Genomic DNA, 15,413 nt, shown 5'->3' with positions numbered 1-15,413 from the left:
CCCCGCTCAAAACATGCGAGGGAAGGTTGGAACATGGGTCAATTCTCAATGGAAATATCAGGCCACACCGGGTCAGTTCTCAGTGGCAATCAACACCGAGGCGTCACTTTTTGAGGAAATGGCATGGCATTACCACCCAGAATCCTTGATCTCCGCTCACTTTCTGTTCTCAAGAACTTACCGAACGTAGCACAAAAGCACTCAACAGAACTGAGGGTGTTCGGAGGAGCCGTAGCCCGGATTTGGATGTTGGAAACATGTCGAACTGAGCGCCAACTGTCAGGTTTTTCTTATGATCTGTTTGATATCACTCCGTTTAACAGCGATGTAGATATTTGGCATCTTGCTGACAAGGATAGATCCTTCGAGATTAAGAAAAACATTCTCGAGTCTGTGCCATTTGCGCCTTGGTGTCGCTGGGCTCTGCAATCAAAAGAAGAGGGTTTGACAACGCAACAAAACCGCGCGACTTCAACTCAAGTCCCACTTCGAATGTTGTATCTTTCAACTAGCCAAAGAACTACAATTTCGGACGAGGCGTATCGTGATATTTCGGACAGAAAGGTCACGTTTGAGCGCAATCCCGAATTTCGGAAGGGCGCACTTGCAAAGAGCATTAAAGATGTTGAGTTTTTTGGCCTACTACTTGCCCTAAACGTGCTCGTGGACATGAAGGAGATACTTGGGACCTCCGAGTTGCGAAATAAGTCAGAAGCATTGAGTTGGCTCAAGGAAGAACGAACCCGAGCAGATATTCGCTTGGCCGCGCAGCACCCAATCCTGAAGCTGCGCTTTTGGTCAATGCTATCAAGTCTGCTAGCTAAAGGTGCTCCTGAAACTGAGGAGTTCGTTGACTTAATTCTAAGTCAAGTTCGTGCGGTCGACCCGGATCACCCATTTTTGATTCAGAATGATGTCGGATCACGTCACTCTACGTGCCTCTCATCTAAGCCTATAGATTACTGGAAGTTTCGGGTGCCGGAGCTATCGCCAGCAGTCAGGGTTGGGCAAGACGCACAGATTGTGGCTAACAGAATCCTCAAAAAGTTTCCTGTGTTCCGAGAGTCGAAGTTTGACCCAGCATTTCGAGTGGTTGGCGCTGTTGAGCGACTAAGAATCGATACGGTTAAGTCGACCAACGAAAACACGGGCCTGGAATTGGACCCTGCGTATGCCAGTTGGAGCCTCGATGAGTTTATTCAAATCTCTTGGGACCCAGGGCCGCAATTTCAAGATGACCTAGATCCAAGAAGCCTCACTGCAGCGATTTTTCCGTATGATCAGGAACTATCAGAAACGGTCGGGCAAACTGCGGCGGTGGGAGGGAGTTTTACAAACGGGCGCAGATGGATCCGGTTCGATACGGACCATCTTCTCCAAAGATTTAAGAGCTCCGGAGAACTCTTCATCGATATCGTAATTCTCCAATCCTTGAAAGCGGCAGTGTAGCAATGGCCTATGGAATGGAAGAGGTTCAAAGGCACCCTCACTCACGTCAAGCTGTAGTCGTTTTGCATGGCATTCGACAAACACGCGATGACATTCGCGACCCTTTTGCGCTAGAGATCGCTCGCCTTTCTCCAGATACGAACGTCTTTGTGTTTGGGTATGATCACACTCAGCACTTGCACAATAATGGGCTGGACTTGGCAAACGTCTTGAATCAGGGCTCGGCCAACTTTGACCCCAGTGCTTTTGATGAAATCAACCTCGTTGGTTACAGCATGGGTGGCTTGATAGCGCGGCTTGCGGCCTCCGACCGCTTCAATGCAAAGCTTAGGACCGTGATTACCATAGCCACTCCCAACAAAGGAGCTTTGGGCTTCGCGCACGTAGGAGCGCAAGGATACGCAATTCTCAAAACATTCCACGTGATATCACCGCTGTCACCAAGATCTGCAGGCATTCGGGACCTGACGATTGCCTCAGAGATCATGTACAACCGTCGGAAATACATCAGAAGTCAACTTCAGCAGAACAGCATGGCCGACAATCCGGTTGAAAATATCCGTTACGCCAGCGTGCCTGCACTGTTTTATCATCGAAACAGAGATCCCGGTCAACTTGGTCCATCAGCAGTTCTTACTATCTTACAGCAGACGTTCAGGCTGGCGAATCTGGTCGGAAAAGCGATGGACAATATGAACAAGCCTCACGATGGTATTGTGACTGAGGACTCTTGTGATGTAACCCGCGAGGATGCTGACTCAATTTCAGAGCTTCAGCTTGCTCCGAACGCCTCAAATGGATGTCCGGCGAGAATGCATGTTTTCCACGAAGACCATCTTGAGCAAGATCATTCTTCCATTGTGCAGCAGCAAGGATTTCAATACACCGCAAAGCTAGTGAAGACCCTGCTAGAAACGCAAAATTGGTCTGATCTCTCTGGCGCCAATTATGCTCTAGCAGAAGGAATTACACCCAAATTTCCTCATTAATATCTGCCCACTCCCGCCATTCACTCTGACCGCAGCCAACGATCGCTTCTTGCCCTGCATGAACCTCCGCACGCTGCGCAACGAACGGAAGCTTTAAGGATCGGGCCAAGAGCCACTGACCGACCGAAATGGGCGCGCTAAGCTGTCGTTCCCAGATGCCGCGCCTGGAAAATTCCGGGCGCATATATGCGGTTGGGGGTGCGTTCAGGATGCTTTGCCCCGCACGCTTTAGGCTTCCGCCTCTTCACGCAAGCCGGGGGCAGGAGCCGAACTTTGATTCAAGTTCAAACATGACAGAATCCCCATCTTCATCGTGATCTGATCCGACAAAGCCACAAGTATCTGATTTAATTTGACTTTCAAATAAAATTTGAATTTTCCGAGAAATCGCTTGACTCGGGGGTGCACGAGAAATGGCGATTTCGTGCATTCTTATGCTTCATTGGCAGAAGATCAAGTTGGCTGGGGTGGCTGGATTCGAACCAGCGCATGCCGATACCAAAAACCGGTGCCTTACCGCTTGGCTACACCCCAGCATGTCCGCACTGTCGAAGACCGGCGGAACGACAAGCCTCTTAGCAAAGCTCCGACCGGGCGACAACGCCTAAATCGGACTGGCCTTCGATATTCTTTTCGAGCCGCTCAGGCGGGTTCGGCTGGCCGCGACCTTGCAATTTTCCTGATCGATGTCAGATAGGAACGGCTGAAGGCGCCGTCTTCGCTGCCCGCGGATTTCGCGGCCAGGAGGCATTCTCCAGCCACGAGGAAATGCCAAAAGGCAAATTGGCAGGCTTTTCCGCGTTTCGAAAAAATGCGGTCCCGCTCAAGAGAGGTGAACATGCGCGAGCCCGAATTTGAAGATGGGACAGATCCCGCCTATGGCCGCACGGTCCGAATTGCGGACGGCGTTTTCCGGCTGACGGCGAAAAACCCCTCGCCCTTCACCTTCCATGGCACGAACGGCTATCTGATCGGCCAAACCTCGCTGACCATCATCGACCCCGGTCCCGATATCGAAGGCCATTTCGATATCTGGATAAAGGCAATTGCGGGACGCAAGATCGACCGCATCGCACTCACCCACACACATCTCGACCATACGCCGATGGCCCATCGGCTGAGGGCAGCAACCGGTGCGCCCATCCTCGCTTTCTCACCCCACCGCGCCGCACGACCGCTTCACGAAGGCGAGGAGAACGCTTTTTCGGAAAGCTCCGACACGGCGTTGGTGCCGGATATTACCGTTGCCGATGGCGAACGCTTTGAAGCCGACGGCTTCGTGCTTCAGGCCGTCCACACGCCGGGCCATACCGCCAATCATCTCTCCTTCGCGCTGGAAGGCACGCCGTACCTTTTTTCCGGAGACCATGTGATGGGCTGGTCGACCACCATCGTCGCGCCGCCGGACGGCGCGATGGGCGACTATATGGCCTCGCTCGAAAAGCTGCTTGCCAGGCCGGAGAGTATCTATCTGCCGGGGCATGGCGGCCCGGTCAACGCGGCACACGGCTTTATCCGCGGCATCCGCTCGCACCGGCTGATGCGCGAAAGGGCGATCCTGGAGCGTCTTGCGGCCGGCGACGAGACGATTGCCGAAATGGTGAGGGTGATCTACCGCACCACAAATCCCGCCCTGCATGGTGCAGCCGCACTCTCCGTGCTCGCGCATCTCGAGGCGCTGGTCGAGCGCGGCAGCGTTTCGACGGAAGGACCGCCGCTGCTTGCCGGCCGCTACCGGCTTGCTTCCTAGCGCATCGTGCTTTCCGAAAATCGAATCCGATTTTCGGGCCGATGCGTTAAGCCTTGCCCGTTTCCTCCGCCTGCCGGATGGTTGCCTGGGCGGCGGCAAGCCGCGCCGTCGGCACGCGGAAGGGCGAACAGGATACATAGTCGAGCGCCAGCCCCTCGCAGAAGCGGATCGACACCGGGTCGCCCCCATGCTCGCCGCAAATGCCGACCTGAAGGTTTGGCTTGGTCTGCCGGCCGCGCTCGGTGGCAAGCCGCATCAATTCGCCCACGCCGTCGAAATCGAGCGAAATGAACGGATCGCGCTCGATGATGCCCTTCTTCTGGTAGGTGCCGAGAAAGCCCGGCGCATCGTCGCGCGAAAGGCCGAAGGTCGTCTGCGTCAGGTCATTGGTGCCGAGCGAGAAGAAGGCGGCCGTCTCCGCGATCTCGTGCGCTCTCAAGGCTGCGCGCGGCAACTCCACCATGGTGCCGACCAGATAGGAGATCTCCATGCCGCTTTCTTCCATGACGGCATGGGCAACCGCATCGATCCGCCCCTTCACATATTCGAGCTCGGCGCGCAGGGAAACAAGCGGCACCATGATCTCCGGCACCACAGGCTCCCCGGTCGCGCGAGCGGCGGCAATCGCGGCCTCGAAGATCGCGCGGGCCTGCATCTCGGCAATCTCCGGATAGGAAATCGCCAACCGGCAGCCGCGATGGCCGAGCATGGGGTTGAACTCATAAAGCGCATCGAGCCGGTGGCGGAGCGCATCGGTTTCCATGCCCAGCGCCTCGGCGACATCCTCCACCTCGCCGGCCGTCTTGGGCAGGAACTCGTGCAATGGCGGGTCGAGCAGGCGGATCGTCACCGGCAGGCCGTGCATGATGGCGAAAAGCTCCTCGAAATCGGCCCGCTGCATGGGCAGAAGCTGGTCGAGCGCCTGCCGCCTGCCCTCTTCCGTCTCAGCCAGGATCATCCGCCGCATCATGCGGATGCGGCCGCCCTCGAAGAACATGTGCTCCGTGCGGCAAAGCCCGATGCCCTCCGCGCCGAATTCGCGCGCGGCACGGGCATCGCCTGGCGTATCGGCATTGGTCCTCACCTTCATGCGCCGCACATCATCGGCCCATTCCATCAACCGCTGGAAATCGCCGGACAGGGCCGGTTTCTGCGTCGGCGCGGCGCCCTTCATCACCCGACCCGTGGCGCCGTCGATCGTCACCGTGTCGCCCGGATGCAGCATCGTCCCGTTCAGGCCGTGGAGGATGTTGGCGAAGCGGTCGACACGCATATTGCCCGCGCCCGTCACGCAGGGCACGCCCATGCCGCGCGCCACCACCGCCGCATGGCTGGTCATGCCGCCGCGCGTCGTCAGAACGCCGATCGCCGCCGTCATGCCGTGGATATCCTCCGGGCTCGTCTCGGTGCGCACGAGAATGACCTTGCGCCCCTCCGCATGGGCGGAGATCGCCTCCTCTGCGGTAAAAACGATCTCGCCGGTGACGGCGCCGGGCGAGGCCGGCAGGCCGGAACCGATCTGGGTGCCCTTGTAGCCCGGCTTGATGGTCGGATGCAGCATCTGGTCGAGCGTTGCCGGGTCGACGCGAATGATCGCCTCCTCCCGGGTGATCAGCCCCTCGTCGGCCATGTCCATGGCGATCTTCATCGCAGCACCGGCGGCCCGCTTGCCGGAACGCGTCTGCAGCATGTAGAGCCTGCCACGTTCGATGGTGAATTCCATGTCCTGCATGTCGCCATAGTGCCGCTCGAGGCGGGCGGAAACGGTATCGAGTTCCCTGAAAGCATCGGGCATCAGCTTTTCCAGAGAGGGTTTCTCGCCGCCGGAGGCAATCCGTCCCGGTTCCGTCACGCTTTGAGGCGTGCGAATGCCGGCGACGACATCCTCGCCTTGAGCATTGACCAGGAACTCGCCGTAAAGCGCCTTTTCGCCGGTCGAGGGATTGCGGGTGAAAGCGACGCCCGTTGCCGAATCATTGCCGAGATTGCCGAACACCATGGCCTGGATATTGACCGCCGTGCCCCATTCGAACGGGATGTTGTGCAGCGCGCGATAGGTCGTTGCCCTGGCGCTGGTCCAGCTGGAAAAAACCGCCGAGATCGCGCCCCAGAGCTGCTCATAGGGATCCTGCGGAAAGGCCTCGCCAAGTTCCTCTTCCAGCAGTTCCTTGTAGCTTGCGACAATGTCCTCAAGCTGGCCGGCCGTCAGCTGGGTTTCATAGGCGTGACCCAATTCCGAAAGCCGCTCCTCCAGCAGTTCCTCGAAGAATTCCTGATCGAGCCCGAGCGCGACATCGGAATACATCTGGATGAAGCGACGATAGCTGTCCCAGGCAAAGCGCGCATCGCCCGTGTCTTCGGCCAGAAGCTGCACCGTCTCGTCATTGAGCCCGAGATTGAGAACCGTATCCATCATGCCGGGCATGGAAACCCGCGAACCCGAGCGCACGGACAACAGCAGCGGATGCTTGCTGCGACCGAAGAGCTTGCCGGTTGCCTGTTCGACCTTCTTCAGGCCCTCGGCCACCTCGTCCTTCAGGCCGTCCGGAAAGGTCTTGCCATGTTCGTAAAAATAGAGACAGACATCGGAGACGACTGTCAGGCCGGGCGGCACGGGGAGCCCCATGCGCGCCATCTCGGCAAGGCTTGCGCCCTTGCCGCCCAGTCGATCCCGGTCAATCTCGTGTTCTTCCGCCTCGTTGAAACCGAAACCGTAAACCCAGTTCGCCATTCGTCCGCCCGGTTGCCGGGCGCGATGCCCGTCTTCACTGTTCTTTCGCCGGACGTTAGAGCATCGCAACCGAAATGAGAATTGGACAAAAGAGAAAAATCCCGAAGGCGGACGCCGGCCTGCCGGCCGTCAGGCTTCCTCGACCAGTCTCTCGGCCGTCCTCAGGTCGACGGAAACCAGTTGCGAGACCCCCTGTTCGGCCATTGTCACCCCGAACAACCGGTCCATGCGGGCCATGGTGATCGGGTTGTGGGTGATCACGACGAAGCGGGTCTCGGTGGTCGCGGCCATTTCGTCGAGCAGATTGCAGTAGCGCTCGACATTGTGGTCGTCGAGCGGCGCATCGACCTCGTCTAGCACGCAGATCGGCGCGGGATTGGTGAGGAACACGGCAAAGATCAGCGCCATCGCCGTCAGCGCCTGCTCGCCACCCGAGAGAAGGGTCATCGTCTGCGGCTTCTTGCCCGGCGGACGGGCGAGGATTTCAAGCCCTGCCTCCAGCGGATCATCCGATTCGATCAGCTGCAGTTCCGCCATTCCGCCGCCGAAGAGGTGGACGAAGAGGCGCTGGAACTGGTCATTGACCTCGTCAAAGGCGGCAAGCAGGCGCTCGCGACCCTCGCGATTGAGGTTCTGGATGGCGCCGCGCAGCTTGCGGATGGCATCGAGAATATCGTCGCGCTCGCGCACCAGTTCTTCCAGCTTGCCGGAAAGCTCCGCCTGCTCCTCCTCGGCGCGCAGATTGACCGCGCCAAGCCGTTCGCGCTCGACCTTGAGCCGCTCCAGGGCGCGTTCCACGGCGATCGGGTCCGGCAGGTCGGCATCGGGCGCCAGGCCCGTCAGGCGAAAGGCTTCGTGGGGGGCGACTTCAAGCACCTCCCGGATGCGCGCTTCCGATGCCTCGCGTCGTTCACGCGCCGAGACCAGACGCTCTTCGGCGCGGCCGCGCTTTTCGCGGGCCTCGGCTAGATCGGCGATCGCCTTGGCGGCATGGCGGTCAGCCTCGCGCTGGGCTTCCTCGGCTTCGGCGAGGCGATCTGCGGCTGATTTTCGCGCCTCTTCGGCCGCCTCGAGCTCGCGGATCAACTGACGGCGCTTGTCTTCGAGTTCTTCCGGCGCTTCTTCCAGTTCCTCCAGTTCGTCGCGGGCCTCGTCCTCGCGTGCCCTCAGCGTCGCGATCTGGGCCTCCGCGCCCTTTGCCCGGTTTTGCCAGCTTGCCCGCTCCTGACCAATGGCAACGATACGGCGCTTGCGGGCGTCGTTCTCGCGCATCAGGCCGTCATGGCGGGCGCGCGCTTCGGCAAGCTCGCCGCGCAGCCGGGCGACTTCCGCCCCCTGTGCGGCAAGACGTTGCTCCAGAGCTGAAAAATCAGGCGCTTCGGCAAGCTGCGCCTCCGCCTCTTCCGCGCGCGCTGCAACATCCTCAAGCTGGGCGGCAAGCTGGCTGCGGGTCTCGGCCACCACATCGCGGCGGCGCACCAGTTCGCCCGATGCCCGCTCGGCTTCGGCGAGCGCGGACCGCGCATCTGCCACCATGCGTCCGGCAAGACGGAGCTTCTCGCGCGCGCCGGCAAGATGGGCCTCGGCTGAGCGCACGGTCTCACCGGCCTGCTGCTGGCGCTGCTCGGCGTCTTCAAGCCGGACCTCCGCCTCACGGCGCTCGTCCTCAAGCGCTGCGAGCCGGTTCTTCTGGGAAAGGCGGAGCGCCGCAGCGCTCGGCGCGTCCGCACCCTTCACATGCCCGTCCCAGCGGAACACGGCGCCGGCGCGGGTGACCAGTTCCTGTCCCGGCGAGAGCGCTGCCATCATCGCCTCGCCCTCGCCCTCTTCCACCAGGCCGACCTGCCGGAGACGCCGCATGATTTCAGCCGGCGCCTGGACCAGTTCGCTGATCGGCCGGCAGCCGGAAGGGAGCGGCGGATCGCCGGCGCCATCGCCATTGCCATGCCAATGAGCCGGAGCCTCGGCCTCCAGAGGCGTTTCCAGGTCATCGCCGAGCACCGCGCCAAGCGCCGTCTCATAGCCTTGCTCGATGCTCAAAAGGTCGGCAAGCGGGGTGAAGTCGCCGGCGGCAGCGCTTGCGGAGAGCATTTGCGCAATCGTGCGGGCCTCGGTCTCGATTTCGGAGAGTTTCGCCTTTGCCGCCTCCACGGGCTGGCGGGTCAGCGCCTCGTTGCGGCGCGCTTCGGCAAGGGCTTCCTCCGCCGCTTCCTCGCCGCCATAGGCCTCCTCTTCGGCAATCTCCGCAGCCTCCAGCGCCTCGCGCTTTTCCGATGGGTCCGGCAGGGCCGCAATCCGGGCAGAGATGCCGTCGAGCTCGCTGTCGGCCTCGCTCACCTGTTTTTCCAGCCGCGCCCGCCTGCCGGCAAGGTCGGCGATCGCGCGCTCGAGTTGGGCGCGCGTCGCCGCAGCCTCGGCCCGCTCGGCCGTCAGCGCGGCAAAGACGCTTTCGCTGTCAGCAAGGCTTGCCGCCGCCTCGTCCATGGTCTCGCGCGCCGCCGCAACGTCCTCGCCGGAAAAGTCGAGCAGTTCGGTCAACTCGGCTTCTTCGGCGGCGAGACGTTCCAGGATCGCGCTGTTGTCTTCGATCATCGCCTCTTCGCGGCGGATATCTTCGGCGAGCTGCAGCAGGCGGCGGGAAAGCTCGTCGCGGCGACGCATCATCCGCGCGGCATCGTCATCAAGCTGGCGACGGGCGATCTGCAGGCGCTGCAACGTCGCCGCCGCCTTGACCTCGGCATCGCGCAATTCCGGCGTCTTCAGGCCCGCCACGGCCTGGGTCTTGGCCGCTTCCATCTGCTGGTTGGCGCGCTCGGCGACGACGGAGGTCAACTGGTTGAGCGCGCTCGTCGCCTCGGCCTCAGTATTTTTCGCCTCCACCCAGCGCAGATGCAGAAGAATGGCGTCGTGAGCGCGGATATCGGCGGAGAGCGACTTGTAGCGCGTCGCCTGCCGCGTCTGCCGTTTCAGGCTCTCGATCTGGCTTGAAAGCTGCGCGGTGACATCCTCCAGCCGTTCCAGATTGGTCTCGGCGGCGCGCAGCCTGAGTTCAGCCTCGTGGCGGCGCGAATAGAGCCCGGAAATCCCGGCTGCCTCTTCCAGCAATTGCCGGCGGGCCTGGGGCTTTGCCTGGATCAACTCGCCGATCCGCCCCTGCCCGACCATGGAGGGCGAACGCGCGCCGGTGGAAGCATCGGCGAAGAGGAGTTGCACGTCCTTGGCGCGCGCCTCCTTGCCGTTGATGCGGTAGAGCGACCCCTGCTCGCGAGTGATGCGCCGTGAGACCTGGATCTCGTCGCTGTCATTGAAGGCTGCGGGCGCGGTCCGGTCGGCATTGTCGATATGCAGGCCGACTTCCGCCGAGTTGCGGGCCGGACGGCTGCCAGAGCCGGAAAAGATCACGTCGTCCATGCCCGAGGCGCGCATGTTCTTGTAGGAATTTTCGCCCATTACCCAGCGCAGGGCCTCGACAAGGTTGGACTTGCCGCAGCCATTCGGCCCGACCACGCCCGTCAGCCCCGGCGCAATGACGAAATCGCTCGCCTCGACAAAGGACTTGAAACCGACAAGACGCAGGCGCTCGAATTTCATGCGGACCAACCATTGCGGACGGTCCGCCGGCCATGAACACGCGGAGCGCCGCGCATCGGCATAGCCGACCCGCCAACCACTTGCCGATCTCCCCCCTTGAGGGGGAGATGCCCGGCAGGGCAGAGGGGGGTAAAGCAAGAGCCGCAGTCGCCGATCGCCTGGGGAGAGTGCACCCCCCTCTGTCGCTTTCGCGACATCTCCCCCTCAAGGGGGGAGATTGATTGCGTTCTGCAGCAAGCCCGGGGCTCTGAACGCAACCGTCCAGACACAAAAAAGCGCGCGCCTTCGCAGGCGCGCGCCAATAACTCAGCGAACGGTATTTCAGAGCATGCTGTCGATAAGGGCCGACATAGTGTCAACCGACATGTCCCCCGAATATTTCTTGCCGTTGATCAGGAAGGTCGGCGTCGCGTTGATGCCGAATTCTTCCGCCCCGCGCTCTCTTACAGAATTTATCTCATCGAGCAGCTTCTGGTCCGTCAAGCAGGCCTGGAAGCTTTCCTGTGTAAAACCGGCCAGTTTCGCCATTTGCAGCATCGCAGCGCTGCCATCCTCGGCGGTGGCCCAGGTTCTCAGCTGAGAGAACATCATGTCCATGAAGGGCACGTATTTGTCGTTGGGGGCGCATCGGGCCAGCATGAAGGCGGCCATGGCGCGCGGATCGAAGGGAAATTCGCGGAAGATGTAATAGACCTTGCCGGTGTCGATGTAGTTTTCCTTGATCGCCGGGAAGGTGTTTTCCTGGTAGTTGGCGCAGTGCGGGCAGGTCATCGACAGATATTCGATGATCTTGACCGGCGCGTCCTCCTCGCCCAGAGCGATTTCCGGAAGCGGTCCGGGTTCCAGCGCCTTCTCCATGTCGACATTGCCCTGGGATTCAGGCAGTTTGGCGCTCTGCGCGAATGCGGAAGGAGCAAAGGACAGCCCCGCCGCCGCGCTGCCGGCAGCAACGCCGCGCAACAGGGTGCGCTTGGTGATCTCGAATTCAGCCATTTTGGTTACTCTCGTCTGGTTTCCCGTTTCATCTTCACTAGCGACCGGCGACAGGTTGTACAAGCCGGCAGCGCCTCCTTCAAACAGATGTGACCGTCGCGTGTAGCATCAAGCCCGCCCGCGATCTCTTGTCCGTTCCTTTCTGCGTTTCTCGCTCATCACGCCCGCGCCAAGCCGCATGATTGCGGCCTTAAGCTTTTCCGACTCGATGCCCTGAAGGCGCGCCTCGAGGTCTTTTTCCTCGGCGGGAGAGAGCTCCGGCGGCCTTCGGCGCCGCCCGCCCGGCGGCTGCACCGGCTTTTGCACCACCTTGATGCGGTCGATCGCCGAAAAGCCGAAAAAGCCGTTGACCCGGTGAATGAGCTCGCCCTGGGCATGGGTCAGAAACAGAACGCGCGCGCCCTCGCAGGCAACCGTCAGGCAACCGGGCCTGAAACCGCCATCCTCGCTCTCGGAGGCGCGCTGCGGCCAGGTGATCTTTTCCGGCCGCGAGAATTCGGCATAGGCCTCGCCGGCAATCTCCTCCCAGGCGCTTAAGAGAGCGGTGGAAATCCCGGCGCGGCGCGCAAGGATCGGATCGATGAGGCTGTTGGCCACATCGGCAATCTGGCTGGCGTTTCTCGGACGGGACGGGCGCATGGTTTCCAGACCTTCGCAAGACCGGCCGCTTCATGCGGCGGAAGGTGCACCGACCATAGAGAATTTGTCCGGCCATGAACAGGGAGCATCAAAAAGCCGCGGGCTATTTTTGCCCCGGAACTTGCCCGGCATCGACCTTCCGCGATAAGCCGTGAGAAGACCGCATGCATGTTGATGTCAGGACCCATGGATCATTTCGCCCGCAAGCTTCTTGCCTGGTACGACCGCCACCACCGGGATCTTCCCTGGCGCGTCGGCCCCGCCGACAAGGCTGCAGGCGTCGTCCCGGATCCCTACCATGTCTGGCTTTCCGAGATCATGCTGCAGCAGACAACGGTGCAGGCGGTGAAGCCCTATTTTGACAAGTTCCTTGCCCGCTGGCCGCGCGTGGACGACCTTGCCGCAGCCGATACGGACGCCGTCATGGCCGCATGGGCGGGACTTGGCTATTACGCCCGCGCCCGCAATCTGAAGAAATGCGCCGAAGTGCTGGCAGGCGATCATGGCGGGCGCTTCCCCGATACGTTCGACGGCCTGAAGGCGTTGCCCGGCATTGGCGATTATACGGCGGCGGCCATCGCGGCCATCGCCTTTGACCGGCCGGAAGCCGTGGTCGACGGCAATGTGGAACGTGTGGTGACGCGGCTTTTCGCCATCGAGACGCCCCTGCCCTCGGCCAAACCGGAAATCCGCGTCCGCACGAAGGAGATGACGCCGCAAGAACGTCCCGGCGATTTCGCCCAGGCGATGATGGATCTCGGCGCGACGCTCTGCACGCCGAAGCGGCCGGCCTGCGTGCTCTGTCCGCTGAACGCCGACTGCACTGCGCTTGCCGATGACGACCCGCAGCGTTTTCCCTTGAAGATGCCGAAGGCGGCGCGGCCCGTACGCCGCGGCGCGGCCTTCGTCGCCGAGACGGCCGATCGCAAGATCCTGCTTAGAACCCGCACGGAGAAGGGCCTCCTTGGCGGCATGGCGGAAGTGCCGACAACCGGCTGGACCGCCAGGGCCGACGGCGAGACCGGAACGGATGCCGCCCCCTTTGCCGCCGACTGGACGGCAAAGGGCGAGGTCGTCCACGTCTTTACCCATTTCGAACTCAGGCTTGCCGTCTTTCACGCCGAACGTGCAGAAGGCCCGGTATCGGGAGGACGCTGGACGAAAATCGCAGCCCTTGGTGAAGAAGCACTGCCCAGTGTAATGAAAAAGGCAATCACGCAGGCTATACCCGATGCATTCAAGGCCAGCAGGGAGAGACCATGACCACTGAAATCCGCCATATCGTTTACGACATCGGCCATGTGCTGGTGCATTACGACCCGCTCGTGCCGTTTTCGCGCATCATCCCGGACGCCGAAAAGCGCGCCCGCTTCTTTGCCGAGGTCTGCACCGATGCGTGGAACCACGAGCAGGATCGCGGCCGCCCCTGGCCCGAAGCCGAGGCCGAGGCAATTTCACGCCACCCGGAAGAAGCCGAGAATATCCGCGCCTTCCGCGCCCATTGGGACGAAATGATTCCTTACGCTTACGAGGATTCCGTCGCGCTCTACCAGGCGCTGATCGCGGCAGGCCATGACGTGACGCTTCTGACCAATTTCGCGCCCGATACGTTCCGCATCTGCCGCACGCGCTATCCCTTTCTGGAAGAAGGACGTGGCATCACGGTTTCCGGCGAAGTCGGCATGGTCAAGCCCGACCGCGACATCTTCGACCGCCATGTCGAGACGTTCGGCCTTGCGCCGGAAGCCACGCTGTTCATCGATGACAAGGCCGTCAATGTGGAAGGGGCGAAGGCCGCCGGCTGGCAGGCGGTGCGCTTTACCGGCGCGGACGCCCTGAAGGCCGATCTCGCCAGTTTCGGCATTACCGTCTGAAGCCGCCGAAAACGCAACCGGGCCCGGCGGATGCCAGGCCCGGAAATTTGCCGCGTGTCGTTCGGAGGTCGCCAACCGCTACGCCGCTGCAGGGAACACTTCAACCCATAAACGAAATTGGTAAACAATCTCTATATATGGTTGACAAAGTCCTAATGTAGGATTTCGCGAATTCAGGTGCTGGCCATGGCGGCGCGGATACGCCCGCGCAGCCGGTCGATCGGGTAGCGCTCTCCGCCTTCCTCATAATGCCAGAACGTCCAGCCATTGCAGGCTTCGGCCCCCTGGATCCGCGCGCCGAGCCTATGGATCGAGCCGCTGTCGGCACCGCTTGCCAGCGTGCCGTCGGCCCGCACATGGGCGGCAAGGTCGCCCTTGGGCGAGGTCAGCCTGTCTCCGGCCGACAGTAGCCCGCTTTCGATCAGCGAGAGAAAAGCCACGCGCGGCAGTGATTTCTTGCTCGGCGTCGGCGCCAGCATATCATCCGGGAGCGGTTCGACTTCCGCGATGCGCGCGCTCGCCGCGTCGATATAATCCTGCTCGCGTTCGACGCCGACGAAATGGCGGCCAAGGCGCTTGGCAACCGCCGCCGTGGTGCCGGAGCCGAGGAAGGGATCGAGCACGACATCGCCGGGTTTGGTCGAAGACAGGATGATGCGCGACAGAAGCGCCTCGGGCTTTTGCGTCGGATGCACCTTCTTGCCGTCCTCGCCCTTCAGCCGCTCGCCGCCGGAGCAGATCGGAAACAGCCAGTCGGAGCGCATCTGCACATCGTCATTGGCCGCCTTCATGGCGTCGTAGTTGAAGGTGTAGCCGCGCGCATCGGCATCCGGACTCGCCCAGATCATCGTCTCGTGCGCGTTCTGGAACCGCCTGCCCTTGAAGTTCGGCATCGGATTGGTCTTGCGCCAGACGATGTCGTTGAGGATCCAGAATCCGAGATCCTGCATCTTCGCGCCGACGCGGAAAATATTGTGATAGGAGCCGATGACCCAGATCGTGCCGCTTGGTTTCAGCACGCGGCGGCAGGCGAGCAACCAGGCCGTGGTGAAGGCGTCATAGGCCTCGAAGGAGGCGAACCGGTCCCATTCATCATCGACGGCATCGACCTTCGACTGATCCGGCCGGTGGAGAACGCCGCCAAGCTGGAGATTATAGGGCGGATCGGCGAAGATCGCGTCGACCGAATGGTCCGGAAGCGCTTCGAGTGCCGCAACGCAATCGCCCTTGATGATGGTGTCAATCCATTCGGCGCGCTGAGGCGACGCCGCCTTCGTCTTAAGGGCAGAGACCGGAACCATGTGTTACTCGCTTTAACAGGTACTCAACTACTGGTGACTGACAGGATTCTCGCCTGTTTTGGTTACCAAAGCGTTGAGGAAGACTGACAAAGCGAA

At 61.2% G+C, this 15,413-nt stretch carries 10 protein-coding genes and 1 tRNA gene; 5 read left to right on the top strand and 6 right to left on the bottom strand.

What is annotated here, in order from left to right:
* The first annotated feature begins 123 nt into the window (after positions 1-123).
* Positions 124-1,449 carry a hypothetical protein gene (locus GGR30_RS07260; RefSeq protein WP_183484038.1) on the top strand — a complete coding sequence of 442 codons (1,326 nt, stop codon included), beginning with the start codon at positions 124-126 and terminating at the stop codon, positions 1,447-1,449.
* Positions 1,450-1,451: 2 nt separating this feature from the next.
* Positions 1,452-2,438, top strand: coding sequence for an esterase/lipase family protein (locus GGR30_RS07255; RefSeq protein WP_183484035.1), 987 nt, complete (start codon positions 1,452-1,454; stop codon positions 2,436-2,438).
* A 459-nt stretch (positions 2,439-2,897) separates the two neighbouring features.
* Here GGR30_RS07255 and GGR30_RS07250 read toward each other — a convergent pair.
* A tRNA-Gln gene (locus GGR30_RS07250) sits at positions 2,898-2,972 on the bottom strand.
* Between the two features lie 304 nt (positions 2,973-3,276).
* Between GGR30_RS07250 and GGR30_RS07245 the strand changes: the two genes are divergently transcribed.
* A complete protein-coding gene (locus GGR30_RS07245; RefSeq protein ID WP_183484033.1) occupies positions 3,277-4,188 on the top strand; it encodes an MBL fold metallo-hydrolase in 912 nt (303 codons plus the stop codon).
* A gap of 46 nt (positions 4,189-4,234) precedes the next feature.
* Here the strand turns inward: GGR30_RS07245 and ppdK are convergent, their stop codons facing one another.
* The 4 genes from ppdK to GGR30_RS07225 form a co-directional block, all read right to left on the bottom strand.
* A complete protein-coding gene (ppdK, locus tag GGR30_RS07240) occupies positions 4,235-6,919 on the bottom strand; it encodes a pyruvate, phosphate dikinase (protein ID WP_183484028.1) in 2,685 nt (894 codons plus the stop codon).
* Positions 6,920-7,048: 129 nt separating this feature from the next.
* Positions 7,049-10,510 (bottom strand): chromosome segregation SMC family protein, encoded by a 3,462-nt coding sequence (locus GGR30_RS07235; RefSeq protein ID WP_183484027.1) that lies wholly within the window; start codon positions 10,508-10,510, stop codon positions 7,049-7,051.
* A 321-nt stretch (positions 10,511-10,831) separates the two neighbouring features.
* Positions 10,832-11,503: a DsbA family protein gene (locus tag GGR30_RS07230; RefSeq protein ID WP_183484023.1), complete on the bottom strand. Its 672-nt coding sequence runs from the start codon at positions 11,501-11,503 to the stop codon at positions 10,832-10,834.
* Positions 11,504-11,611: 108 nt separating this feature from the next.
* Positions 11,612-12,142, bottom strand: a complete 531-nt coding sequence (locus GGR30_RS07225) for a DUF721 domain-containing protein (RefSeq protein ID WP_183484020.1) — start codon at positions 12,140-12,142, stop codon at positions 11,612-11,614.
* 168 nt (positions 12,143-12,310) lie between these two features.
* Between GGR30_RS07225 and mutY the strand changes: the two genes are divergently transcribed.
* Complete coding sequence (mutY, locus tag GGR30_RS07220) at positions 12,311-13,405, top strand: A/G-specific adenine glycosylase (RefSeq protein ID WP_246413636.1); 1,095 nt, start codon at positions 12,311-12,313, stop codon at positions 13,403-13,405.
* A complete protein-coding gene (locus tag GGR30_RS07215; protein WP_183484017.1) occupies positions 13,402-14,016 on the top strand; it encodes an HAD family hydrolase in 615 nt (204 codons plus the stop codon). Before mutY ends, GGR30_RS07215 begins: the two co-directional genes overlap by 4 nt.
* Positions 14,017-14,189: 173 nt before the next feature.
* On the opposite strand, the gene GGR30_RS07210 is transcribed toward GGR30_RS07215, so the two are convergent.
* Complete coding sequence (locus GGR30_RS07210; protein ID WP_183484014.1) at positions 14,190-15,317, bottom strand: site-specific DNA-methyltransferase; 1,128 nt, start codon at positions 15,315-15,317, stop codon at positions 14,190-14,192.
* Between the last annotated feature and the right edge of the window lie 96 nt (positions 15,318-15,413).

The sequence above is a fragment of the Martelella radicis genome (assembly GCF_014196625.1).
Lineage (GTDB): Bacteria > Pseudomonadota > Alphaproteobacteria > Rhizobiales > Rhizobiaceae > Martelella > Martelella radicis.
Note: the sequence above shows the minus strand (reverse complement) of the source record. Positions and strands in the feature narration are given on the sequence as shown.